Source organism: Ferrovibrio sp., assembly GCF_046297895.1.
Classification (GTDB): Bacteria; Pseudomonadota; Alphaproteobacteria; order Ferrovibrionales; family Ferrovibrionaceae; genus Ferrovibrio.
Window position 1 is genome coordinate 94820 of the sequence record NZ_JBKBHC010000010.1, and the last position, 23869, is coordinate 118688.

Here is a 23869-nt window from a genome sequence, read left to right on the forward strand (position 1 = left end):
TCAGTCGGCCTTGAAAGGCTGGGTGCCGGGCTGGCCGTCGGCACCGATCACGATCTTTTCGATCTTTTCTTCCGCCGCCTTCAGCTTAACCTCGCAATGGCGCTTGAGCAGGGCGCCCCGGCCATAAAGCGCGATCGATTCTTCAAGGTCGACCTTGCCGGATTCGAGCTTCTTGACGATTTCGTCCAGCGCCCGCAGGGCATCCTCGAAGCTCAAGCTCGCGATATCGGCGGGAATCGCCTCAGGGGCATTTTCCGCCGCATCCTTCGCCTTCGACATGCCGCCTCCGTTTCACAATGCCGCCACAGTCTAAGGGTGGGGTGAAGACCCAACAACCCATGGCACAATCCTACCTATGGGGATGCAATGCCATTGCGTAAGCAATATATTGCGTTCACGACTTTGCCAACCCGGAAAGGGACATCCCATGTTGACCCGCCGCCACCTGCTGACCACCGCCCTGCTCGGCTCCGGCATCCTGCTGGCCGCATCCCGGCCGGCCCTGGCATCCGAAGACCAGAATCTGATCGATGCCGCACGCATCACCGTCGATCGCTTCGCCACCGATCGCCAGTTCGCCGACATGCGCCGCCAGTTGGCCAAGGCCAAAGGCGTGTTCGTGGTGCCGCAACTGCTGAAGGCCAGCTTCATCATCGGTGGCGAGGGCGGCTCAGGCGTGTTGCTGGCCCGCACCGGCACGGGCTGGAGCGAACCCGCCATCTACACCATGGGCGCCGGCTCCATCGGCCTGCAGATCGGCGGCGAAGCTTCGGAGGTTATGCTGCTGCTGATGAACAACAAGGCGGTGGACGCCATCCTGCGCAACGAATTCAAGCTGGGCGCGGACGCCACCGTGGCGGCAGGGCCCATCGGCATGGGCATCGAGGCGGCCACCACCACGCATCTGGGCGCCGACATCCTGTCCTACTCGCGCAGCAAGGGCCTGGCCGCCGGCGTGGCCGTGGAAGGCGCGGTGATCACTGCCCGTCACAGCCGCAACACCGCCTATTACGGGCGCGAGGCGCATCCGCGCAACATCCTCTACGATCACGCCGTCAGCAATCCGGGTACCAATGCGCTGCGTCAGGCGCTGAGTGTGGCCGAGGCCCGGTGATCGCCGCGCATACCCTGCGGGGCTATCGCGGCACGACATATGCCGTGGTCCTGCCGGACGGAACCATGATCGGCCTGCGGCTGGATGATCCCAGCCCGCAGGCCGATGCGTTTCTGCGCCGGATGAACGCAGGCAGCATCACCTGCCTGAATGCGTGGAACCCGCGCAGCAAACACCGGCCGGTCACGCGCAACATGGCGGCGCACCAGCGCCTGCGGCGGGAACTCGCGGCAAAGGGTCTGACCACGCTGCCGCATCTGGGTGTGCCGGATCGCCATGGCTGGCGGCCCGAACCGGGTTTCGCTGTGCTGGATCTGGAAACGGAAAAGGCCATGGCGCTGGCTGAGCGCTATGGCCAATTCGGTATCGTTCGTTATACGAGCGGCGGGGTGGCGGACTTGATCCTCACCCGCCTCGCACTCGGCTGATCAGGCCACCTCGCTGCTTTAAGCCACTTCAAAGAGGCCGGCGCCGCCCTGGCCGCCGCCGATGCACATGGTGACCACCACGTATTTCACGCCGCGACGCTTGCCCTCGATCAGGGCATGGCCGGTCATGCGCGCCCCCGACATGCCATAGGGATGGCCGATGGAAATCGCGCCGCCATTGACGTTCAGGCGGTCGTTCGGAATGCCGAGCTTGTCGCGGCAATACAGCACCTGCACGGCGAAAGCCTCGTTCAGTTCCCACAGGCCGATATCGTCCATCTTCAGGCCGAAACGCTGCAGCAGCTTGGGGATCGCGTAAATCGGACCGATGCCCATCTCGTCGGGCTCGCAGCCGGCCACTGCCATGCCGCGATAGATGCCCAGCGGCTGCAGGCCCTTCTTTTCGGCAAGCTTGGCTTCCATCACCACGCAGGCCGAGGCGCCGTCGGAAAGCTGGCTGGCATTGCCGGCGGTGATGAACTTGTCCGGCCCGCGCACCGGCTGCAGCGAGGCCAGGCCTTCGGCCGTGGTGTCGGCGCGGTTGCCTTCGTCCTTGGTCAGCGTGATGTCCTTGTAGGAAACCTCCTTGGTCTCCTTGTTTACCACGGCCATCTTGGTCGGCATCGGCACGATCTCGGCGTCAAATTTGCCCGCCGCCTGGGCCGCCGCCGTGCGCTTCTGGCTTTCCAGCGCGTAGGCATCCTGCGCCTCGCGGCTGATCCCGTAGCGCTTGGCCACCACTTCAGCCGTATCGATCATCGCCATGTAGATGTCGGGCTTGTTCTTCATCAGCCATTCGTCACGGGCACGGAAGGTGTTCATGTGCTCGTTCTGCACCAGCGAGATCGACTCAAGGCCGCCGCCCACGGCAACCGGCACGCCGTCGTGGATCACCTGCTTGGCGGCCGTGGCAATCGCCATCAGGCCCGAGGCGCATTGGCGGTCGACGCTCATGCCCGCGACGGTCACCGGCAGGCCGGCGCGCACGGCGCAGAGGCGCGCGATATTGCCCGCCGTCGCGCCCTGCTGCAGGGCGGCACCCATCACCACATCGTCCAACTCGCCCGGCTCGATGCCGGCGCGCTTCACCGCCTCACGGATGGCATGGGCGCCCAGGCTGGCAGCGTCGGTGTTGTTGAAGGCGCCGCGATAGGCCTTGCCGATCGGCGTGCGGGCGGTGGAGACGATGACGGCTTCGCGCATTCTGGTTTCCTCCGATTGTCGGTCTGGGGGCGAACGCTAGACCCAAATTTTGCGCTGCGCAAACCTGCCGTTGCGTCAGGTTTACGTGCACGTCAAGCCGGCCAGCGCTTGGCGATCTCTTCCAGCATCACCTCGGTGGCGCCGCCGCCGATGGGGTGGATGCGGGCATCGCGCGCCATGCGTTCGATCTCGGAATCGCGCAGATAGCCGGCGCCGCCATGGAACTGCAGGCAGTCATAGGTCACGGCATTGACCAGTTCGCCGCAGACCGCCTTGACCATCGACACCTCGCGCACGGCATCGCCGCCCTGATCCACCGACCAGGCGGCATGATAGACCAGCTGCCGCGCCGCTTCGGTGCGCGCCTCCAGCATCGCCAGGCGCTGGCGGATCGCCTGCTTGTCGGCCAGAACGCCGCCGAAGGCCTTGCGGGTGGTCACATACTGACGGGTGATCTCCAATGCCCGGCGGCATTCGCCGATGGCCATTGCGCCCAGCACCAGACGTTCGTTCTGGAAATTCTTCATGATGGCGTAGAAACCGCGGTTTTCCTCGCCCAGACGGTTCTCGGCCGGCACGCGACAATTGTCGAAGACCAGTTCCGCCGTATCCGAGCAGAGCCAGCCATGCTTCCTCAGGCTGCGTCCGACGCTGAAGCCCGGCGTGCCTTTTTCGACGGCAAAGATCGAGATGGCGCGCGAGCCTTTCGCGTCCGGATCGGTCTTGGCCGCGACGAAATACAGATCGGCATGCACGCCATTGGTGATGAACATCTTGGTCCCGTTCAGCACATAGGCGTCGCCGTCGCGCCGGGCGCGGGTGCGGATGGCCGCCACATCCGAACCGGCATCGGGCTCGGTGACCGCCACAGCCGTGATCAGGTCGCCGGCGATGACTTTGGCGAACCAGCGGTCGAGCTGCTGCTTGTTGCCGGCATGGGCCAGATGCGGCGAGGCCATGTCGGTATGCACCAGGACGGTGGCGGAAAAGCCGCCGAAGCCGGAGCGGCCGCATTCCTCGGCCAGGATCGCCGAGGCCACCGCGCCCTGTTCGCTGCCGCCATAGGCTTCGGGGTAGCGGATGCCGAAAAACCCGAGCCTGCCCATCTGGCGCAGCACATCGCGCGGCACCATGCCGGCTTCCTCCCAGGCGGCGCCATGAGGCCGGACCTCCTGCTCGACGAAACGCGCCACCTGCTCGCGCAGCTGCGCATGTTCATCGGTCTCGTAGATCAGCCTCATGGTTTCCTCCCGGCTTTTTTCTTCTGAGTTTATCTGAGATGCGGCACCAGCCGTTCGAGGGCTTCGGACAGCTTGGGCAGCGAGGCTGCGTAGCAGAGCCGGATGCGGCCCTCGCCCGCCGGCCCGAAGGCGATGCCGGGCGCCAGCCCGACGCGGGCCTTGCGCGCCAGGTTGACGCAGGTATCCAGGCTGTCGGTCATGCCGTCGAGTCCGAAGAAGGCATAGAAGGCACCTTCCGGCTTGGCCAGCTTCACGCGCGGCAGCGGCGCCAGCGCCTGGTAGACCATATCGGCGGCGCGGCTGTAGCGTTCGACCAGACCCTCAATATAGGTGTCGCCATCGTTCAGCGCCGTCACGCCGCCCCATTGCACGAAGGTGGTGGGATGCGAGATGTTGAACTCGGTCATCTTCTCCACGACGGCGCAAAGCCGCGGCGGTGCCACGATCCAGCCCAGCCGCCAGCCGGTCATCGACCAGCTTTTGGAAAACGAGTTCACGATCACCACCGGATCTTCCGGCTGCGCCAGCGTGTAGTAGCTCGGCGCATGCCTTGCTCCGCCATAGATGATGCGACCATAGACCTCGTCGGAGAGAATCCAGATGCCGCGTTCGCGGCAGAAATCGAGGATCGCCTTCAGCTCGGCCTCGGATGCCACCCAGCCGGTGGGATTGCCCGGGCTGTTGATCATGATCAGTTTCGTGGTCTCGTCGCAGGCATCGAACAGCTGCTGCAGATCGAGTTTCCAGCGACCGTCTTCCTGTGGCAGCAGAAACACGTCGCGCGGTTCGCCGCCCATCGCCTTGATCGCGGCGCGGCCATTCGGCCAGATCGGGCCGACCACCACGGCGCTGTCGCCCGGCTCGATCAGGCACTGGATGGTGATCATGATGGCGTTCATGCCCGAGGCCGTCACCACGATGCGGTCGGCCCCGATGTCGGCGCCGTAGGCGCGCTTCAGGTAATCGCTGATCGCCTGCAGCAACGGCGCAATGCCGCGATTGGGCGCGTAGAAGGTCTCGCCCTTCTCCAGGGCGGCGGCGGCGGCCTTGCGCACGAATTCGGGCGTAGCCTCGTCGCCCTCGCCGAACCACAGCTTGATCATGTCGGGGATGTCGGCCGAGGCGCGGGTAACAACACGAATGCGGGAACCAGGCAGGTCGAGGATGGACTCGCAGATACGGGCGTCTGTCATGATCACTTCTGTTGCGGGAGGCGGGAAACGAGCAGTTCGGTGAGTTTGAGCAAAGCCGCGTCGATATCGCTGCGGCCGGCCAGCACGGCATCGGCCAGCACGTCGATATCCGCAGTCGGGAGCTCGGCCAGGCCGCGTCGCAGGCGGTCGAGTACCAGATTCTGCAGCAGGCGCCGCGTGCGGGCGCGCGGATCGGGGCGCTTGCGCTTGCCCATGGCGGCGACGGCATCGGCCAGCTCGGGCACGCCCTTGCCGGACGTGGCGCTGGTCTGCAGCACCGGCACCGGACCCCGGGAGTCATTGGGACCGCGCTGTGCACTCATGGCGGCGAGCTGGCGGGCCGAACGTTCGGCAAAGGGCAGATCGGACTTGTTGACCACCAGAATGTCGGCGATCTCCAGGATACCGGCCTTGATTGCCTGTACGTCGTCGCCCAGACCGGGCGCGTTCACCACCACGCGCACATCGGCGATCTCGGCGATCTCGACTTCCGACTGGCCGGTGCCGACGGTTTCGACCACCACCACGTCGCGGCCCGAGGCATCGAATACGTCGATCACGCGGGCCGCCGTGCGCGACAGGCCGCCGAGATGGCCGCGGCTGGCGAGGCTGCGGATGAACACCCCGGGATCGCCGGCATGCTGGCCCATCCGGATACGGTCGCCCAGGATGGCGCCGCCGGTGAGCGGGCTGGAGGGATCGACTGCCACCACGCCGACGCTCAGATCCCGCCGACGCAATTCGGCCACATAGGCCGAGACCAGGGTGGACTTGCCGGCGCCCGGCGCGCCGGTGAAACCGACCACCAGGGCATGGCCCAGCCGGCTGCGGATCCCCTGCAGCACGGCGGCGGCCTCGGCGGTCTCGTTCTCCACCGCCGTGATCGCCCGGGCCAGAGCCGTCCGCTCGCCGGCCAGCAGGCCGGGCAGCCAGTCAGGCGGGGCGGCATCAGAGGCGGTGGTTTGCCCAGCTTGCTTTTGCCCAGGTTGATTTTGCATAGGGGCACCATACGCGCTATGTAGGCGGCCAGACAATAATCCGCCCCGCCTTCCCGCCCGGTTTGACCCATGCAGCCTTCCGCCACCCGGCAACACCACGATCACGGCCCAAGAGACTACGGACTGGTCAACTGGATCGGCCTTTGGACGCTGTATGTCAAAGAGGTGCAGCGCTTCATCAAGGTGATCACCCAGACGGTGCTGGCGCCGGTGGTCACCACGCTGCTGTTCTTCGCCGTCTTCGCCCTGGCCCTGGGCGGCGCCGTGCGGCAGGTGGGCGGCATGCCCTTCATCGAATTCCTGGCACCGGGCCTGATCATGATGGCCACCACGCAGAACGCCTTTGCCAACACCTCGTCCTCGATCATGATCTCGAAGGTGCAGGGCAACATCGTCGACGTGCTGATGCCGCCGCTATCGGCCGGCGAATTGCTGGTGGCCTATGCCATGGCCGGGGTAACACGCGGCCTGATGGTGGCGCTGGCGGTTGGCCTCTCCATGCTGCCGTTTGCCGAAATCCGCGTGCATGACGGACTGGCGGCGCTCTATTTCGTCTTCGCCGGTTCGCTGATCCTCAGCCTGATCGGCATCGTCGCCGGCCTGTGGAGCCAGAAATTCGACCACATGGCCGCCGTGACCAACTTCGTGGTGACGCCGCTGGCCTTCCTGTCGGGCACCTTCTACTCGGTGCAGCAGCTGCCGCCCTTCTGGTATGCCGCCGCCCATGCCAACCCGTTCTTCTTCATGATCGACGGCTTCCGCTACGGCCTGACCGGCCATACCGACGGCGACGTGCTGATCGGCGCCGTGGCGCTGGGCGGCGTGGCGCTGGCCCTGTGGGTGCTCTGCCACCTGCTGCTGAAGCGCGGTTACCGCCTGCGGCCCTGATCAAGCTGAGATCGGCCGGAGCCGGATGCCGCCGGAACGCTGCTTGCGGCAGAGAGGGCGCACTCCGCCATCAGCGCCGCAAGCAACGTAAAAAAGAACATTTCAAGTGAGCCTGGCCCACAATGCCTCCGCCGGCTGATCATCGCCCAGGCGGTCAGCACCGGCGCAGCGGCTCGGCCAGCACGGCCATGATGCGGTGCCAGGCCTGCTGCTGGGCTGGCGAGGCAACATCCAGCGCCTTCTGCATGGCATGGCGTTCATACTCGGTGGCGGTCTGTTCCAGCCGCCGCCCGGCGGCCGTGAGCGACAGGAGTTTGAAGCGATGGCGCGCCGGATCGCGGGTCACGGCGACGAGATTGCGCTCGGTCAGCTGCTTGAGCGGCCGATGCAGCGCCTGCTTGCTGACGCCGAGGATAACAAGCAGGTCGCCCACGGCGACATCATCGCGCCGCGCCAGGATATAGAGGATGCGGTGATGCACCCGCGTCAGCCCGTGGCGATCCAGATAGCGGTCGGCCTCCACGGTCAGGCCGCGGAAGCCGAAATGCATCAGTTCCAGCGCCTCGTCGAGGGGATGCAGCTTTCTCAGGTCAATAGTATTGACTTGTGAAGCCTGCCGCGGGATCATGACAGCACCATCACGACAGGGAAGCTGTCATGACCAGAAACGACGCCGAACGCTTTGCCGCCGCCTGGGCGATGGCCTGGAATGCCGTGGATATCGATGCGGTGGTGGCTCATTTGGCCCTCGATGCGGAAATGCGCAGCCCGCTGGCCCAACGCCTGACGGGCCAACCGAGCGTGCAGGGACGCGAGAATATCCGCGCATACTGGGTGAAAGCCTATGGCCATATCAAGCATCCGAATCTGCGGCTGGAAGCCTGCAGCTGGGATGACGGCCTGCGCCGCCTGACCGTGTGGTGGCAGGCCGACCTGCCCAGCGGCACCACGCGCGCCAGCGAATACATGGATTTCGATGACGACGGCCTGGTCCGGCGCAGCGAAGCCTATTACGGCGCAGCCTAGGAGAAATTGCCATGGACGGATTGAGTTTCCTGCGTCACCTGCTGGACAGCGGCGCCACCCCGCCCGGCATCGGTCGCACCCTGGATTTCAGCCTGCAGGCCGTGGACGCCGGCAGCGTGACGCTGACCGCACGTCCCTCCAAAGCGCATTACAATCCGCTTGGCACCGTGCATGGCGGCTATGCCGCTACCGTGCTGGACGGCGCAATGGCGCTGGCACTGCATTCCACGCTGCCGGCCGGCCAGGGCTATACCACCACGGCGCTGACCATCCACTACACGCGGCCGATGACGGCGGAGTCGGCACCGTTGCGCGCCATCGGCAAGCTGGTGCAGCGCGGTGGCCGCGCCGCCAGCGCCACGGCGGAACTGTTCGACGCAGAAGGCCGGCTTTGCGCGCATGGCTCCAGCGCCCTGATGATCTTCGACATACCGGCGGCGAAAGTCTAGCAGAGTAGGCGCTGCCGGGCGGGGATTACGAAAGCTAAACCAGCAGGCTCAGGCTTCGGCGATCATCGCAATCGAGACTTTCATGCCGGGAATGCGCACGGGCATCTTCGCACCCTGCCGCGCCGGCGGATTGGCGGGAAACCATTTCACCCATTCCTCGTTCATGCCGGCGAAATCCGCTTCATCAAGAATGACGACCGTGGCGCTGACCGCGCGCTCCAGCGAGGTCCCGGCCGCTTTGAGAATGGCGGAGATATTCCGCAGGCATTGCCGCGTCTGTTCCTGGATCGTGTCGCCGGCGATTTTTCCCGTCGCCGGATCGTGCGGAGAGGTGCCCGAGACAAAGACCAGTCCGGCGGCGCGCACGGCCTGACTGTAGGCAGGCGATGATGGCGCCTCGGCCGTATGAATGATGTCGCGCGTCATAATCTCCTCCGGTGCTGCACGATCGTCAGGCGACGCTAGTGCAGCCTTCCCGGACACGAAAGACGCGACTCCGAGCGCACGACTTCACTTGCGCGTGAGCATCTGGAAGCCGCACTACACCAGCAGCTTCTCCAGTGCAGCCCTGATCTTCGCCGGGATCGGCACCGGCTTCTGCACGCCGCGTTCCACGAAAACATGCACGAAATGGCCGGTGGCGGCAGGATGCGGATCATTGGCGCGGAACAGCGCGATCTCGTGCCGCGCCGATGAATTGCCGAGCTTCACCGTGCGCAGGCAGCCCTCGATGGTCTCGGGGTAGTTCAGCGACTTGTGGAAGCGGCAGCCACTTTCCACCAGCAGGCCGATGATTTTGTCGTTGACCATGTCGAGCCCGCCGAAGCGAATCATGTAGTCGTTCACCAGCGTGTCGAAATAGGCGTAATACTGCACGTTGTTGACATGCTGGTAGACGTCGATGTCGGACAGCCGGGTGGGGATCAGCAGGCTGTGGCGGTAATTCGCCCGCACTTCCAGCCTGGGGTCGAGAACCTCGCTCATGTCGCTTACAGCGCCTGCTCGTAGATTTTCAGCGCGTCGTCGTAGCCAACCTCGCGCGGGTTGTTGACCAGCAGTCGCTGCTGGTTCATCGCATCCTTCGCCAGCATCGGCAGGTGGTTGTGGCTGATGCCGACCTGGCGAAGCTGCTTCTCCAGCTTCACATCGTCGATGATCGATTCCAGTTCGGCCAGCAGGGCGCCCGCACCGGCCGCAGCGGAATGGAAGCTTTTTCCGGGAAGCAGGATCGGCGCCAGTTCGGCATATTGCGCGGCGGCCGTATCGACCGCGAGGTTGAAGCGCAGCACATGCGGCAGCATCAGGGCATTCGACAAACCATGCGGCACATGGAAATGCCCACCCACCGGATAGGCCAGGGCATGCACCGCCGCCACGGGTGCGTTGGCAAAGGCCATGCCGGCCAGCATGGCGCCCAGCAGCATGTCGGAGCGCGCCTTGCGGTCCTTCGCGCCGGCCTCGGAACTGACATGGCGGATATTGGCCGAGAGCAGGCGCAACGCCTCGCGCGCCAGCGCATCCGACATCGGGTTCTTCTTGTGCTTGGTCGTATAGGCCTCGATGGCATGCACCATGGCATCCACGCCGGTGGCCGCCGTCACGTGGCGCGGCAGGCCAAGCGTGAGGTCGGCATCCAGCAGCGCGATATCGGGCAGCAGCAGCGGCGACACCACGCCCTTCTTCTCGCTCTGGCCCGTGGTGATGATGCTGATGCCGGTGACTTCCGAGCCGGTGCCGGCCGTGGTGGGCACCTGGATCAGCGGCATGCGGCTGCCCTTGGCATTGCCGACGCCGTAGACCTCGGACAATTGCTGGCTGGTGCGGGGCAGGAAGGCGACCAGCTTGGCGATATCCATCGAGGAACCACCACCGAAGCCGATCACGCCATCGGCCTGGAAGTCCTTCGCCGCCGTCACGGCCTCGTGCACCAGCTTTTCCGGCGGGTCGGCTTCCGTCCTGTCGTAGATCGAGACCGCGATGCCGGCGGCTTTCAGGCTGTCCAGCCCGGCCTGGGGCAGGCCCAACTTCATCACCCCCGGATCGGTCACCAGCATGGCCCGGGTGATGCCCAGTTCGCCCGCCAGGGCACCCAGTTTCGCCGAAGCCCCCGGCTCGCAATAGACCCGCCGCGTGGTCTCGAAACTCAGGCTGCTCATCCCGACCTCCCGCAATTCGTCATGTTTTCCAGACACTAGCACCCGTTTACCGGGATCGGCCAGCCTTCCCCCGCGACAGGGCGATGGCCGAAAAAGCGCCGGGAACCCGGCATTGTCCCGCTACATTCGCTGAATTGACTAAGCCCTTGCCGGCCCTTAGAGTCCTGCCCTTCCCGCCAGCCCGGCCGCGTCAAAAAGCCGGGGCTGGCGTCATCGTTTCAGGGCTTTGTCATATAGGCAGGGCCGCAACCACAGGAGCGTGTCGTGAGCGAAGCATTGATGTCGACCTACGCGAGGGCGAACCTCGCGTTCGAGCGGGGCGAGGGTCCTTACCTCTACACCGCCGACGGTCGACGTTATCTCGACTTCGGCTCGGGCATCGCCGTCACCGCGCTGGGCCACAGCCACCCGCATCTGGTGAAGGCCATCCAGGAGCAGGCCGCCAAGCTGTGGCATGTCTCCAACCTGTTCCAGATCCCCGAGCAGGAAAAGCTGGCCCAGCGTCTGGTCGAGCATTCCTTCGCCGAGAAGGCGTTTTTCTGCAACTCGGGCGCCGAGGCGAACGAGGGCGCGGTGAAGATCGCGCGCAAATACTTCTCGGCGAAGGGCCAGCCCGAGAAATACCGCGTCATCACCTTCGACGGCGCCTTTCACGGCCGTACGCTCGCCATGCTGGCGGCGACCAACAACAAGAAATACCTGGAAGGCTTCGGCCCGGTGGTCGAGGGCTTCGACCATGTGCCGCTGAACGACCTGAAGGCGCTGAAAGCCGCGATCACGCCGGAGACGGCGGCGGTCATGCTGGAGCCGATCCAGGGCGAAGGCGGCATCCGCGCCGTGCCGACCGAGACGCTGCGGGCGATCCGCCAGATCTGCGACGAGCACAAGCTGCTGCTGATTCTGGACGAGGTGCAGACCGGCATGGGCCGCACCGGTAAGCTGTTCGCCTATGAATGGGCCGGCATCACGCCCGACATCATGACGCTGGCCAAGGGTCTGGGCGGCGGCTTCCCCGTGGGCGCGATCCTCACCACGGACGAGGCCTGCTCCGGAATCAAGCCGGGCACCCATGGCACGACGTTTGGTGGCAACATCATGGCCATGACGGCGGGCAATGCCGTGCTGGACGTGATGCTGGAGCCCGGCTTCTTCGACGGCGTGCAGAAGCGCAGCTCGTATTTCCGCCAGCAGCTCGCCATGCTGGTCGACCGCTACCCCGAGGTGATCGAGGAAGTGCGCGGCCAGGGCTTCCTGCTCGCGGTGAAGACCAAGGGCGTGAATTCCGATTTCCAGGCCGCCCTGCGCGACGAGCATGTGCTGGGCGTGACCGCCAGCGACAACACCGTGCGCCTGCTGCCGCCGCTCACCATCCCGGAAAAGGATCTGGCGGAAGGCATCCAGCGCATCGAGGCGGCCTGCCAGAAGCTGCAGGCCAAGGCCAGGCAGGCGGCATGAGCGCAATCCGCCATTTCCTCGATCTCGACCGCATCCCGGCCGAGACGCTGCGCGGCATATTGAGCCACGCGGCGAAAATGAAGGCCGGTCGCATGGGCCGGCCGAAAGGCTGGATGGAGCCCGACCGGCCGGCGGCCGACCGGATTCTGGCGATGATCTTCGAGAAGCCCTCGACACGCACGCGGCTGAGCTTCGACAGCGCCATGCGCCAGCTTGGCGGCGAAACCATCGTGGTGCGCGCCGACGAACTGCAGATCAACCGCGGCGAAAGCATCGCCGACACCGCAAAGATCCTGTCGGCCAATGTGGACGCCATCATGATGCGTACCGGCAAGGCGCAGAACCTGGCCGACTTGGCCGCCAATGCCAGCGTGCCGGTGATCAACGGCCTGACCGACGACAGCCATCCCTGCCAGGTGATGGCCGACGTGATGACATTCGAGGAAAAGCGCGGTCCGATCCGCGGCCGCAAGCTGGCCTGGGTGGGCGACGGCAACAACATGGCCACGTCGCTGATCCATGCCGCCGTGCAGTTCGGTTTCCGCCTCGACCTCGCCTGCCCCGCCGAGTTGCAGCCCAGCCCGAAAGTCCTGCAATGGGCGGCCGAACGCCAGGGCCAGATCAACGTGACGGCCGACCCCGCCCTGGCCGCGGCGGATGCCGATTGCCTGATCACCGATACATGGGTGTCGATGGGCATGAAGGATGCCGAGCGGCGTCACCGGATCCTCGCCCCCTATCAGGTGAATGCCGCGCTGATGCAGAAGGCGGCAAAGGATGCCATCTTCATGCATTGCCTGCCGGCCCATCGCGGCGAGGAAGTGACTGCCGACGTGATCGATGGGCCGCAATCGGTGGTGTTCGACGAGGCGGAAAACCGCCTGCATGCCCAGAAGGCGATCCTGGCCTGGTGTTTCGGCGCCTGAAACGCCCTATAGTTACTGCGTGCGCATGCCTTCCCTTCACGACGATCTTTCGCTGCCGTTTCAGATCGAGCAATGCGACGTGCGCGGCCGCCTGGTGCGGCTGGGCCCGGCGCTGGACCGCATCCTGAGCCGTCACGCCTATCCCGAACCGGTGGCGCAACTGCTGGCCGAGGCGATGGCCCTGGCCGCCACCATGGCGACTGCGCTGAAATTCGACGGCATCTTCTCGCTGCAGGCCAAGGGCGACGGGCCGGTCTCGACCCTGGTGGCCGATTGCCGCACGCCCGGCCACCTGCGCGGCTATGCCAGTTTCGATGCCGAGCGGCTGGACGGCCTGGAACTGGGCCCCGGCGCGGAACGCGCCCTGGTGCCGCTGCTGCTCGGCAAGGGGTATCTCGCCTTCACCATCGACCCGCAGGGGCCGGACATGGAGCGCTACCAAGGCATTGTCGACCTCTCGGGCAGCACGCTGGCCGAGGCGGCACATGCCTATTTCGCGCAATCGGAACAGCTCAATGCCCGCGTGGTGCTGGCGGCCGCGCACCGCAAGGGCACGGACGGGCGGCGCTACTGGCGCGGCGGCGGCATCCTGCTGCAGCAGTTGCCGATTCAGGCCGGCGGGCTGGGCGACGACGAGCGCGAACTGGCCTGGGAAAAGGCCACCGCGCTGCTGTCCACCACGCGCGCCGACGAATTGTGCGATCCGGCGATCAGCCAGAACGACCTGCTGTTCCGCCTGTTCCATGAAGACGGCGTGCGGGTATTCGAGGCTTCGGCCCTGGCCGATGCCTGCACCTGCTCCTCCGACAAGGTGCGCGGCATTCTGTCCACCTTCAGCGCGGAGGAACTGGGCGACATGGCGGATGCCGATGGCCGGATCACTGTGACCTGCCAGTTCTGCAGCGCGGGCTATGATTTTCCTGCCGCCGATTTCTCCGCCAGCGGAGCGAAGGCCTGAATCTGATACCAGGCAATTTGTGCTTTTGGCCGAATCCCGCCATTCCCGGGCCTTGAATTCGCCCCATTTGCCGGCCTATCTGGGATACTCGATACCCCCAGACCCGGGAGAGATTTCATGCGCCTCGATTTCATCCACCGATATTCGCTCCGCCTGCTGGCGGTCTGCGGCCTCGGGCTTGCCGTCGCCGCCTGCGCCGGCGCCCCGCCGCAGAAGCTGCTGCTGCCCGAGATCACCTTCGAGAACCAGCCGAAGCTGACCTTCGCCGCCAGTTCGGTGGAAACCATCCAGGAATACCAGCCCTCGGCCCAGCCGCCGCATATCGAACTGAGCATCCCGCAGCCGCCGGCCGCCGTGGCCGCCCGCTGGGCGCGGGACCGCGTCGCCCTGGACAACAGCCAGCAGAACCGCGTTACGGTCATCATCAAAAAGGCCGCCGTCACCGAGGTGGACCTGAAGAAGACGCCGGGCCTGCGCGGCAGCTTCACCGAGGACCAGATCGCCCGCTTCGACACCGAGGTGGAAATGGCCATCGAGGTCCGCGACAGCCGCGGCTTCCGGGTCGGCGAGGCCTCAGCCTCGGCGCGCCGCTCCACCTCGATGAGCGAAAAGGCGACCCTGAACGACCGCGACTTGATCATCCACGGCCTGGTGCGCGAGACCATGATGGACGTGAACCGCGAGCTGGAACGCAACATACGCCAGTACATGCCGCTGTATGTGCGATAATTCGAGGCAGTAAGCCCTTGATCCGGGCTCCGTTCGCATACGAACAGAGCATTTCACCCCCGGACCAAAGGCTACCCTTGCGGCAGCCGATTTCGACCCGGCCGAGGTTTGTCTCGGTCGGGTCGATCTGCTAGAGAGGGCTCACAATCTCCCCTCCCGCGGAGCCGGAAACGCCTGTCATGCCAACGCCGAAAAAGCGCCCCCTGGTGATCGTGACCCGGAAGCTGCCGGACCCGATCGAAACCCGGATGATGGAGCTGTTCGACACCCGGTTGAACCTGGCGGACAAGCCGCTCAGTCAGGCCGAGCTGATCGAGGCGGTGAAGACCGCCGACGTACTGGTCCCCACCATCACCGACCGGATCGACGGCGCCATACTGGCCCATGCCGGCCCGAATTTCCGCCTGATCGCCAATTTCGGCACCGGCGTCGACCATATCGACCTCGCCGCAGCCCGCCAGCGCGGCGTCACAGTCACCAACACCCCCGGCGTGCTGACCGAAGACACCGCCGACATGACCATGGCCCTGATCCTGGCCGTGCCGCGCCGCCTGGTGGAAGGCGCTCAGATGCTGCGCGAGGGCAAGTTCGAGGGCTGGTCGCCCACCTGGATGCTGGGCCAGCGCATCTGGGGCAAGCGGCTCGGCATCATCGGCATGGGCCGTATCGGCCAGGCCGTGGCCCGCCGCGCCCGCGCCTTTGGCCTCTCGATCCACTACCACAACCGCAAGCGGGTGCATGAGAGCATCGAGCAGGAGCTGGAGGCGACCTACTGGGAAAGCCTCGACCAGATGCTGGCCCGCATGGACATCATCTCGGTGAACTGCCCGCATACGCCGGCCACCTTCCACCTGCTGTCGGCGCGCCGGCTCGATCTGCTGCAGCCGCAGGCCTATATCGTCAACACCGCGCGCGGCGAGGTGATCGACGAGAACGCCCTGGTACGCAAGCTGCGCAAGGGCGAGATCGCCGGCGCCGGGCTGGACGTGTTCGAACACGAGCCGGCGGTGAACCCCAAGCTGCTGGAACTCAGCAACGTGCTGCTGCTGCCCCATATGGGCTCGGCCACGCTGGAGGGCCGCATCGATATGGGCGAGAAGGTCATTATCAATATCAAGACCTTCGCCGATGGCCACGCCCCGCCCGACCGGGTTATCGCCGGTCTGCTCTAAGCCGGTCTGCTCTAAGCCGGCCTACACCGGGCCGGCCTGTACCGGGGCGGTTTGGCCCCGCGCAGTAGCCGGCCGCTTCGGTCGGCCGCCGGTTTCGAGAAATTTAGCATCTGCCCTATTCTCCTGCGGCGGGTTTGTGCGCCATACTCTGGCACCGATCCCCGGAACCCGCATGACCGCCCTGCCGCCGCCCTACACACCCTGCCCCGCCGATATCGGCGAGCGGCTGGAGTCGCATGGGCGGTATGTACAGTCGCTGTCGGGCTCGGTGCGGATCGGCCGGCGCCTGCATCTCGAGCGTATCGACTTCGATGCCATCAAGCTCAGCAAACGCAACCTGCGCCAGGCGCAGTTGCCCTTCTGCCGGCTCTCCTGCTCCGACCTGCGCGAAAGCAATTTCCTGGAAGCCGAATTGCATGGCTGCGATCTCACCGCGGCCGACCTGACCCAGGCCGATTTCGCCAGGGCTGACCTGCGTGGCGCCGACCTGAGCCGCGCCGTACTCTCCGGCACGCGCTTCGACAACGCTAAGCTCGGCCCCTATCGCGACGGCCATGCCGATCTGGGCCAGATCACCCGCCTGCACCAGGCGCGCATCACCGGCGCCAGCTTCTCCGGCGCCATGCTCACTGAGGCCAGCTTCGATAAGGCCAACCTGCAGGACACCAGCTTCGCCTTCGCCCGGCTGGAAAACGTGAGCTTCCGCGGTGCCGACCTGCGCGGCGCGAATTTCGCGCTCAGCGACCTGGGCGTCGGCATGGCCGATGCCATCGAGGCGGCCGGCGGCGCGGTGGCGCGACCGATCACCGCGGAACTGCTGGATGGCCTGGTGGCCGACCATGCCGCCTGGATCGCCAGTGATGGCAACCGCGGCAGCCGCGCCCGGCTGCGCGGGCTCAACCTCTCGGGCGCCAATCTCGCCCATGCGGATTTGAGCGGCGCCGACCTGGCCGAGGCCAACCTGGCCGGCGCGGATTTAAGCGGCGCGAAGCTGATCTGCACGGATCTGCGCGGCGCCAACCTGGGACGCGCGAAAATCGACAAGGCCGATTTCCGCGGCGCCATGCTGGACGGCGCCTTCGGCTTCATGCCGGCAGGCAGCCTCTAACATCTCGACAAACCAAAAAAGTCGTCATGCCCGGGTTCGGCCCGGGCATCCACGCGTTCTTTTTACGCCGTGGCTCGCATCGCCTCGGCGCCGGCGAGGTCGACGCTGACCAGGGTGGAGACGCCGCGTTCGGCCATGGTGACGCCGAACAGGCGGTCCATGCGCGCCATGGTGATCGGATGGTGGGTCACCACCACGAAGCGCGTGCCCTCGCCGATATCCGAGGTCTGGCGCGCCATCGCCTCCATCAGGTTGCACAGGCGCTCGACATTGGCGTCGTCCAGCGGGGCGTCCACTTCGTCCAGCACGCAGATCGGCGCCGGGTTGGTGAGAAACACAGCGAACAGCAGCGAGAGCGCCGTGAGCGCCTGCTCGCCGCCCGAGAGCAGCGACATGATCTGCAGGCGCTTGCCCGGTGGCGAGGCATAGATTTCCAGGCCGGCCTGCAGGGGATCGTCGCTTTCGACAAGCTGCAGATGCGCCTTGCCGCCGCCGAACACCTCGACGAACAGTTTCTGGAAATGGCCGTTCACCTTCTCGAAGGCTTCGAGCAGGCGCTCGCGGCCTTCCTTGTTTAGCGACGAGATACCCTGGCGCAGCTTGTCGATGGCGGCGACCAGATCGGTCTGCTCGGTGGAGAGCGCGGTGAGCTTCTCTTCCACCTCGTTGGCTTCCAGCTCGGCGCGCAGATTCACCGGGCCCATATTGTCGCGTTCCTTGCGCAGGCGCTCGAGCCGGTTTTCCACCTGCGGCAGCTCAGGGAATTCCTCGTCGTCTTCCACCTCGCCGGCCTTCAGCACCTGCTCAAGCGTGCAGTCGAGCACCTCGCGCACCCGGATCGCCAGCTCGTCCAGGCTGACGCGCTGATGCTCCAGGTCGGATTCCGCCTTCACGCGCGCCTCGCGGCCGGCGCCGAGCAGCTGTTCGATCTCGCGCGCGGTCTTGGCGGCGAGCTGCTGTGCGGCCTCGGCATTGGCCAGATGGTCGGCGGCCTGGTTGCGGGCGGCCTCGGCCTGACCGATCTGTTCCAGCAGGGCATTGCGGCGGCTTTCCAGCTCGCGCGGAATCTGCTCCAGTTTTTCCAGTTCGGCCGTAGCCTCGGCCTGACGGGCGCCGAGCTGTTCAAGTTGGTGCGCGGCGCTTTCGTTGCGGGCCTGGGCGGCACGATGCTCGATGACGATGGCTTCCAGCCTGCGCGCGCGTGCCTCTGAGTCGCGGCGCAGTTGCTCCAGCGCCGCGCGGCGCTCGGCCAGCGCCTGGCGCAGGGCGTTCACCTCGTCGCGCACCATGGCGATGAGCTGGCGCACCTCGTCTTCCGGCGGCATGGCGGCCAGCGCGGTTTCCTCGTTGGTGCGGGCGGCTTCAGTCTCGGCGATCTCGGCCTCGGTCTGCTGCTTCTGCTCGGCCAGTGCGGCCAGGCGCGACTGGCGCTCGGCTTCCTTGCGCACCACTTCGGCCTGCAATTCGCGGGCGGCGTCGAGGTCGCGGTCGGCGCGGGCGATGTCCTGGTTGGCACGGTCGCGCGCGGACTGGCGCTCGCGCTCTGCCATGGCGATCGCCTGGGCGGCCTGCTCGCGCGCGGACTGGCGCTCGCGCTCTGCCGCGGCGATGCCCTGGTTGGCATGGTCGCGCGCGCCCTGGCGCTCGCGTTCGGCCGCCGCCACAAGCTGGGCGGCGCGGTCGCGCGCCTCGGCGGCGGCGCGTTCGGCGGCCTGCACCACGGAGGCTGCCTGTTCGCGGGCCTCGTTGCGCGCCTGCTCGGCCGACTGCACCACGGCGGAAGCCTGCTGGCGGGCTTCGTTGCGGGTCTGCTCGGCCGACTGCACCACGGCGGAAGCCTGCTGGCGCGCGGCGTTGCGGGCTTCTTCCGCCACCTGCACGGCCTGGCGGGCGGCGCGTTCGGCGGCGGCAGCGGCTTCGGTGGCCTGGCGCGCGGCTTCATAGGCGCGCTGGGCATCGCCGAGCCTGCTTTCCAGGCCGCGCAGTTCCTCGCGCAGGTCGGCCAGACGGTTGCGCTGTTCCAGCTTCACCGAAGCCGAAGTCGGCGCACCGGCCTTTACCGTGAAGCCGTCCCAGCGCCACAGCGCGCCTGATTTCGTGACCAGACGCTGGCCCAGTTTCAGGTCGGCGCGCAGGCGGGCGCCATCGGCATCGTCGGCCACCACGCCGATCTGGCTGAGGCGGCGCTGCAGGGCGGCGGCACCGGTGACATATTTCGACAACGGCTCGGCGCCGAACGGCAGGGCCGGGGCATCCTGCATCGGCGGCAGCGCATCCCAGTGCATCGGCGCATTGGGGTCGGTGGCGGCATTCAGCTCGTCGGCCAGCGCGGCGCCCAGAGCCTTCTCGAAACCGGGCGCCACCGTCACCTGGTCGATCAGCGGCGGGAAGAGATTGCTTTCGTCGAGCTTCAGCAGCTTGGTCAGACCAGCCTCTTCCGCCTTCAGGCGGGTGAGTTCGCCCTGCACGCCCTGCCAGGCATCGCGTGCGGCCTGCTCGGCCTGCGCCACCGCCTGGCGCTCGGCCTCGGCCTGTTCCACGCCGCGTCGCGCGGCGGCGATCTTCTCGGCGTGTTCGGCTTCGACGGCATTGAGGCCGGCACGCGCCGCCTCGATCTTGAGCGCCTGCTCGGCCTCGACGGCATTCAGGCCGGCGCGTGCAGCCTCGATCTTCTGCGCGTGCTCGCCTTCCACGGCGTTCAGCGCGGCGCGGGCGGCCTCGATCTTCTGTTCATGCTCGTTGCCGGCCTGGGCCAGGGCGGCGCGGGCGGCCTCGATCTTCTGGGCGTGTTCGGCCTCGACGGCCTCCAGGGCGGCGCGGGCGGCATCGATCAGGCGGGCCTGTTCGGCTTCCACGGCCTCATAGGCCTGACGCGCGGCATCCAGCTTGCCGGCATGGTCGGTCTCGACGGCTTCCAGCGCGGCGCGGGCGGCTTCCACCGCGGCCTGCTTGGCCTCCACCTCGGCATTGGCGCTTTCGGCCTCAGCCAGCGCCTCGGTCTGTTCGTTCAGCCGCGCTTCCTCGGCGGCGATTTCCTCGATGCGGCCGCGCAGGCGGGCCAGCCGGCGGCCGGCATCCTCGATGGCCTGGCGCAGGCGGGCGCGCTGGGCCTGTTCTTCCGCCGCGCGGTCGGTGAGCCGGTCGAGTTCGGCCTGGCGTTCATCGACGCGGCCCTGCGCTTCGGCCACGGCGCTCTCGGCACCGGCCTGGGCCTCGCCCTCACCCGCGCGCTGGGCTTCAAGCTGTTCCGCCTCGGCCTTCAGCCGGGCAATGGTCTCCTCGGCATCCTGCGACAGTGCGCCTTCGCGCTCGGCATCGGACGCGATCTGCGCCAGACGGGCGCGCACCTGTTCCGCGGCCTCTTCCGCGCGGGCGGCTTCGGCATCCAGGCCCTCGCGCGCCACCGTCAGGCGATGCAGCCTGGCGCCGGCCTCGGCCTCGTGCTGACGGAGCGGCGGCAAGGCCTCGGCCGCAATGCGCTCGGCCTCGTGGGCCTCGGAAACCTGCAGGGTGCGATCGGCCACTTCGCGCTCGGCCGCCTGCAGGGCCTGCTCGGCATCGGCCAGGGCATGCTTGAGCGCCTGGTGCTTGAGATGGAACAGGATCGCCTCGGTCTTGCGGATCTGGCCGGCGATGTTGCGATAGCGGCTGGCCTGACGCGCCTGGCGCTTGAGGCTCTGCAGCTGGTTGTCGAGCTGGCCGATCACGTCGACCACGCGTTCCAGATTCTGCTCGGCCGCCTTGAGACGCAGTTCGGCCTCGTGCCGGCGCGAATGCAGCCCGGAAATGCCGGCCGCCTCTTCCAGCAGCATGCGACGGTCGGTCGGCTTGGCATTGATGATGGCGCCGACGCGGCCCTGGCTGACCATGGCAGGGGAATTGGCGCCCGAGGCCAGGTCGGCGAACAGCAGCTGCACGTCGCGCATGCGCACGTCGTTGCCGTTGATGCTGTAGTCAGAGCCCTTCTCGCGTTCGATGCGGCGGGTGATCTCCAGCACTTCCTGTTCGTTGAAGGCCGCCGGCGCGGTGCGCGTGGCGTTGTCGAGCGTGAGCGTCACCTCGGCGATATTGCGGGCCGGCCTTGTGGCCGTGCCCGCAAAGATCATGTCGTCCATGCCCGAGCCGCGCATGCGCTTGGCCGAGTTCTCGCCCATCACCCAGCGCAGCGCTTCCACCAGGTTCGACTTGCCGCAGCCATTCGGACCGACGATGCCGGTGAGCCCCGGATGGATGACGAAATCCGTCGGCTCGACGAACGACTTGAAACCGGACAGGCGCAACTTGGTGAACTGCACGGGGACTCCCTTTCGTAAAACGCTAAGCGATTACTTCGCCAGCGCGTCTAGCTTCTTGCGCAACTCGTCGAGCGAGGGCACGCCGGCCTCGGTCTTGCCGTTGATGATCAGCGTGGGCGTCGAGTTGACGTTGAATTTCTGATTGCCGTCCAGCCGCTGCTGCAGGATGAAGTCGCCCAGCGGCTTGTCGGCCAGGCACTTGTCGAATTGATCGGCCGAGACGCCACCCAGCCGCCCGATCTGGGTCAGCGCGGCCTTGGGATCGCTGGCCGTGGCCCACTGGCGCTGCTGCGCGAACAGCACGTTGAGGAAGGTGAAGTATTTCTCCGGCCCGCCGCAGCGCGCCAGGATGGCGCCGGCAAAGGCCAGGTTATCCAGCGGGAAATCGCGGTAGATCAGCTTGGCCTTGCCGGTATCGATGTATTCGGTTTTCAGCGCCGGCAGGATGTCGGCGTGGAAGCTGGCGCAATGCGGGCAGGTCAGCGAGGCGTATTCGATGATGGTGATCTTCGCGTCGGGCTTGCCCAGCACCATGTCCTGCAGACGCGGATCGGCGCCTGCATTCGTGGCCTGGGCACGGGCCTCAGCCCCCAGGCCGGCCAACAGGATCACCGCCAGGGTCAGGATAAAACGCTGTATATATTTCATAGAGATGCTCCGACCCCCTACATCTAGGGGGCATTGTATGGTTGCCCGTCCGGCCTGCAACCGGACTCTGCCGTTATCCACAAGAATCTGGCGCGCTCAAGGCGGCTCAGCGACTCGCACCGAAAAGTGATCGCCCAAGTTTTTCAAGGGCTTGCCGGAGGGCCTTGTCTTCGACCCCCTCCAGCAAAGCGGCCAGGCGGGCCTGTTCGTCCCCGCTCAGCGGCCGGGCCGGACGGCGGGGGGCCGCCGGCGACTCGGACCCCCCGGCCGGCCGGGAAACCGGCATCTGCCGGAGTCGCAGTTTCTCCACCGCGCGATAGCCGAAATAGCCGTTGATCTTCTCGACGATCAGCGGAGCCAGATGCTGCAGTTCCAGGGCAAAGGCCGGGCTGACCATGATCTCAAGCGTGGCGGCATGGCCGGCGCCCGAGGCATAGATCAGCTTTTCCGGCTGCGTCTCGGCATGGAGCAGCGGCCCGGCGATCTCGGCCCAGCGGCTGATGATCTCGGCCAGCGCCACGCCGCGCTGCTTGAAGACCGGTCTGGTCAGACGGCCGAGGGCCACGCCCAGCGCCCTGGGGGCGTTGGCGCGTTTGGCGGGATCGTGCCCCGGTTTGGCATTCTTTGGCGTCGACTCATCGGCCATCGGCGCAGTCTATGCCAGGCGGGGTCAATAGCCGAGCGCTTCGGTCAACCGTTCATAGCGCGGACCGCCAAGATGCCAGACATAGGCCTGCATCGTGCCCTGCCGGCGGCCATTGGAGAAATCCTGCAGCGTGCCGCCGAACAGGTCGCGCCAGCCGCTGATGCTGCCGATGGCCCGCGCGAAGCGGGCGGGATCGCGCCCCTCGCCGGCCCGGTCGCCAACGCGGTCGAACGTCAGCACGGCCAGATCGGCTATAGTGGCGCCATAGATCGCACCGGCATTCGGCGCCACCCCGAAGCGCGCCGTGTAAGCATCGATCCAGGCCTGCACCTCGGGCGCCGCCGTCGCCCTCTCAGGCAGCGCGATCGACGACACGCTGTATAATCCCTGGGCGGCAGCGCCGGGTGCCGCCGCCAGCAGGTGGTCATGCGTGGTGGAAGGCCCGAGGAAATCGACATTCCAGCCGGCGGCTTTGGCCGCCGCCATCGGCAGCAGCGTATCGCGCAACAGCGTGGCCAGCACCACGAGATCGCAGTTGGCGGCACGCAGCCGTGCAACCGATGCGGTGAAATCCATGTCCGTGGGGCGATGGGTGGCGACGGCCAATAGGGACAGGCCGTGCTGCGCCAGCTGGTCGCGCAGGGCCTGCTGCACCTCCTCGCCGTAATCGGTGTTCTGCGCCAGCGCGCAGACGGCACGCTTGCCGCGCTGCTCGACCATCCATTTCACCCCGGCGCGAATCTGGTCGTAATAAAGCGAGCCGGATATCCAGGTGATCGCATCGCTGGCCTGCACCAGGTCGCGGCTGGCGGCCATGGGGAACAAGTTGGGGATACCGGCTTCGCGCAACTGCGGCAGCATCGCCTGCACCTGTGCGGTGCCAAGCGCGCCGACGAAAGCCTCAACGCGGTCGCGCTTGATCAGCTTGGCGGCGGCCTGCACGGCGCGCGGCACCTGAAACTGGTGGTCCTCGACGATCAGGCGGATCTTGCGGCCGCGGACGCCGCCGGCGGCATTCACCGCATCGAAGCGCAGCCGCAGGGCATTCACCACCGCATGGCCATAGGGCGCGGCGGGACCGGAGAGATCGGTGACGGTGCCGAGCCGGATTTCGCCAAGGCGGATTTCGGACGGCCCGGCGGCACGACCGTCAAGGGCGAAACAGGCAAGCATCGCCGCGAAGGCGAAAGCGGCTGATCGGCGCATGATCGGACACCTAGTTTCTCTGGAGTGGCG

The 23869-nt window shown here is 66.6% G+C and carries 24 protein-coding genes; 11 read left to right on the top strand and 13 right to left on the bottom strand.

Annotation, left to right across the window (positions count from 1 at the left end; genetic code table 11):
• On the bottom strand, positions 1-279 hold the full coding sequence (locus ACK4FK_RS17160; protein ID WP_409746413.1) for an exodeoxyribonuclease VII small subunit: 279 nt from the start codon (positions 277-279) through the stop codon (positions 1-3).
• A 148-nt stretch (positions 280-427) separates the two neighbouring features.
• Between ACK4FK_RS17160 and ACK4FK_RS17165 the strand changes: the two genes are divergently transcribed.
• Together ACK4FK_RS17165 and ACK4FK_RS17170 are read left to right on the top strand one after the other, a co-directional pair.
• Positions 428-1114, top strand: a complete 687-nt coding sequence (locus tag ACK4FK_RS17165; protein ID WP_409746415.1) for a lipid-binding SYLF domain-containing protein — start codon at positions 428-430, stop codon at positions 1112-1114.
• On the top strand, positions 1111-1542 hold the full coding sequence (locus ACK4FK_RS17170; protein ID WP_409746417.1) for a DUF3293 domain-containing protein: 432 nt from the start codon (positions 1111-1113) through the stop codon (positions 1540-1542). Before ACK4FK_RS17165 ends, ACK4FK_RS17170 begins: the two co-directional genes overlap by 4 nt.
• An 18-nt stretch (positions 1543-1560) precedes the next feature.
• Here the strand turns inward: ACK4FK_RS17170 and ACK4FK_RS17175 are convergent, their stop codons facing one another.
• From ACK4FK_RS17175 to meaB, 4 genes are all read right to left on the bottom strand, one after another.
• Positions 1561-2745 (bottom strand): acetyl-CoA C-acyltransferase, encoded by a 1185-nt coding sequence (locus tag ACK4FK_RS17175; protein ID WP_409746419.1) that lies wholly within the window; start codon positions 2743-2745, stop codon positions 1561-1563.
• Positions 2746-2837: 92 nt separating this feature from the next.
• Positions 2838-3986: an acyl-CoA dehydrogenase family protein gene (locus tag ACK4FK_RS17180; protein ID WP_409746421.1), complete on the bottom strand. Its 1149-nt coding sequence runs from the start codon at positions 3984-3986 to the stop codon at positions 2838-2840.
• A gap of 29 nt (positions 3987-4015) precedes the next feature.
• Positions 4016-5179: a pyridoxal phosphate-dependent aminotransferase gene (locus tag ACK4FK_RS17185; protein WP_409746423.1), complete on the bottom strand. Its 1164-nt coding sequence runs from the start codon at positions 5177-5179 to the stop codon at positions 4016-4018.
• A 2-nt stretch (positions 5180-5181) separates the two neighbouring features.
• Complete coding sequence (meaB, locus tag ACK4FK_RS17190; RefSeq protein ID WP_409746425.1) at positions 5182-6177, bottom strand: methylmalonyl Co-A mutase-associated GTPase MeaB; 996 nt, start codon at positions 6175-6177, stop codon at positions 5182-5184.
• A 69-nt stretch (positions 6178-6246) separates the two neighbouring features.
• Here meaB and ACK4FK_RS17195 point away from each other — a divergent pair, with 69 nt between their 5' ends.
• The gene (locus ACK4FK_RS17195; protein WP_409746427.1) at positions 6247-7065 is read left to right on the top strand and encodes an ABC transporter permease; all 819 of its coding nucleotides are present in this window, start codon (positions 6247-6249) and stop codon (positions 7063-7065) included.
• A gap of 154 nt (positions 7066-7219) precedes the next feature.
• On the opposite strand, the gene ACK4FK_RS17200 is transcribed toward ACK4FK_RS17195, so the two are convergent.
• On the bottom strand, positions 7220-7693 hold the full coding sequence (locus ACK4FK_RS17200; RefSeq protein ID WP_409746429.1) for a MarR family winged helix-turn-helix transcriptional regulator: 474 nt from the start codon (positions 7691-7693) through the stop codon (positions 7220-7222).
• Between the two features lie 29 nt (positions 7694-7722).
• Here ACK4FK_RS17200 and ACK4FK_RS17205 point away from each other — a divergent pair, with 29 nt between their 5' ends.
• Positions 7723-8091 carry a nuclear transport factor 2 family protein gene (locus tag ACK4FK_RS17205; RefSeq protein ID WP_409746431.1) on the top strand — a complete coding sequence of 123 codons (369 nt, stop codon included), beginning with the start codon at positions 7723-7725 and terminating at the stop codon, positions 8089-8091.
• A gap of 11 nt (positions 8092-8102) precedes the next feature.
• A complete protein-coding gene (locus ACK4FK_RS17210; protein ID WP_409746433.1) occupies positions 8103-8540 on the top strand; it encodes a PaaI family thioesterase in 438 nt (145 codons plus the stop codon).
• 48 nt (positions 8541-8588) lie between these two features.
• On the opposite strand, the gene ACK4FK_RS17215 is transcribed toward ACK4FK_RS17210, so the two are convergent.
• The 3 genes from ACK4FK_RS17215 to ACK4FK_RS17225 all read right to left on the bottom strand — a co-directional run bounded on the left by ACK4FK_RS17215 (position 8589) and on the right by ACK4FK_RS17225 (position 10696).
• On the bottom strand, positions 8589-8966 hold the full coding sequence (locus tag ACK4FK_RS17215) for a RidA family protein (protein WP_409746435.1): 378 nt from the start codon (positions 8964-8966) through the stop codon (positions 8589-8591).
• Positions 8967-9080: 114 nt separating this feature from the next.
• Positions 9081-9524, bottom strand: coding sequence for an acyl-CoA thioesterase (locus ACK4FK_RS17220; protein WP_409746437.1), 444 nt, complete (start codon positions 9522-9524; stop codon positions 9081-9083).
• A 5-nt stretch (positions 9525-9529) separates the two neighbouring features.
• Positions 9530-10696, bottom strand: a complete 1167-nt coding sequence (locus ACK4FK_RS17225; protein ID WP_409746439.1) for an iron-containing alcohol dehydrogenase — start codon at positions 10694-10696, stop codon at positions 9530-9532.
• Positions 10697-10960: 264 nt separating this feature from the next.
• Between ACK4FK_RS17225 and ACK4FK_RS17230 the strand changes: the two genes are divergently transcribed.
• The 6 genes from ACK4FK_RS17230 (at position 10961) to ACK4FK_RS17255 (ending at position 17044) form a co-directional block, all read left to right on the top strand.
• Positions 10961-12151, top strand: coding sequence for an aspartate aminotransferase family protein (locus ACK4FK_RS17230; protein WP_409746441.1), 1191 nt, complete (start codon positions 10961-10963; stop codon positions 12149-12151).
• Positions 12148-13077, top strand: a complete 930-nt coding sequence (gene argF / locus ACK4FK_RS17235) for an ornithine carbamoyltransferase (RefSeq protein ID WP_409746443.1) — start codon at positions 12148-12150, stop codon at positions 13075-13077. The genes ACK4FK_RS17230 and argF overlap by 4 nt, the downstream gene beginning before the upstream one ends.
• A 25-nt stretch (positions 13078-13102) precedes the next feature.
• Complete coding sequence (locus ACK4FK_RS17240; RefSeq protein WP_409746445.1) at positions 13103-14035, top strand: Hsp33 family molecular chaperone; 933 nt, start codon at positions 13103-13105, stop codon at positions 14033-14035.
• A gap of 117 nt (positions 14036-14152) precedes the next feature.
• Positions 14153-14764 (top strand): hypothetical protein, encoded by a 612-nt coding sequence (locus ACK4FK_RS17245; protein ID WP_409746447.1) that lies wholly within the window; start codon positions 14153-14155, stop codon positions 14762-14764.
• Between the two features lie 179 nt (positions 14765-14943).
• A complete protein-coding gene (locus tag ACK4FK_RS17250) occupies positions 14944-15936 on the top strand; it encodes a 2-hydroxyacid dehydrogenase (protein ID WP_409746449.1) in 993 nt (330 codons plus the stop codon).
• A 172-nt stretch (positions 15937-16108) separates the two neighbouring features.
• Positions 16109-17044 (top strand): pentapeptide repeat-containing protein, encoded by a 936-nt coding sequence (locus ACK4FK_RS17255; protein WP_409746451.1) that lies wholly within the window; start codon positions 16109-16111, stop codon positions 17042-17044.
• Positions 17045-17106: 62 nt separating this feature from the next.
• Here ACK4FK_RS17255 and ACK4FK_RS17260 read toward each other — a convergent pair whose 3' ends face one another.
• The 4 genes from ACK4FK_RS17260 to ACK4FK_RS17275 all read right to left on the bottom strand — a co-directional run bounded on the left by ACK4FK_RS17260 (position 17107) and on the right by ACK4FK_RS17275 (position 23839).
• Entirely contained in the window at positions 17107-21339 is a 4233-nt protein-coding gene (locus tag ACK4FK_RS17260; protein WP_409746453.1) for an AAA family ATPase, read from the bottom strand.
• A 30-nt stretch (positions 21340-21369) separates the two neighbouring features.
• Positions 21370-21987 (bottom strand): DsbA family protein, encoded by a 618-nt coding sequence (locus ACK4FK_RS17265; protein WP_409746455.1) that lies wholly within the window; start codon positions 21985-21987, stop codon positions 21370-21372.
• Positions 21988-22093: 106 nt separating this feature from the next.
• Positions 22094-22633 carry a DUF721 domain-containing protein gene (locus ACK4FK_RS17270; RefSeq protein ID WP_409746457.1) on the bottom strand — a complete coding sequence of 180 codons (540 nt, stop codon included), beginning with the start codon at positions 22631-22633 and terminating at the stop codon, positions 22094-22096.
• A gap of 24 nt (positions 22634-22657) precedes the next feature.
• A complete protein-coding gene (locus ACK4FK_RS17275; protein WP_409746459.1) occupies positions 22658-23839 on the bottom strand; it encodes an ABC transporter substrate-binding protein in 1182 nt (393 codons plus the stop codon).
• Positions 23840-23869 lie beyond the last annotated feature (30 nt).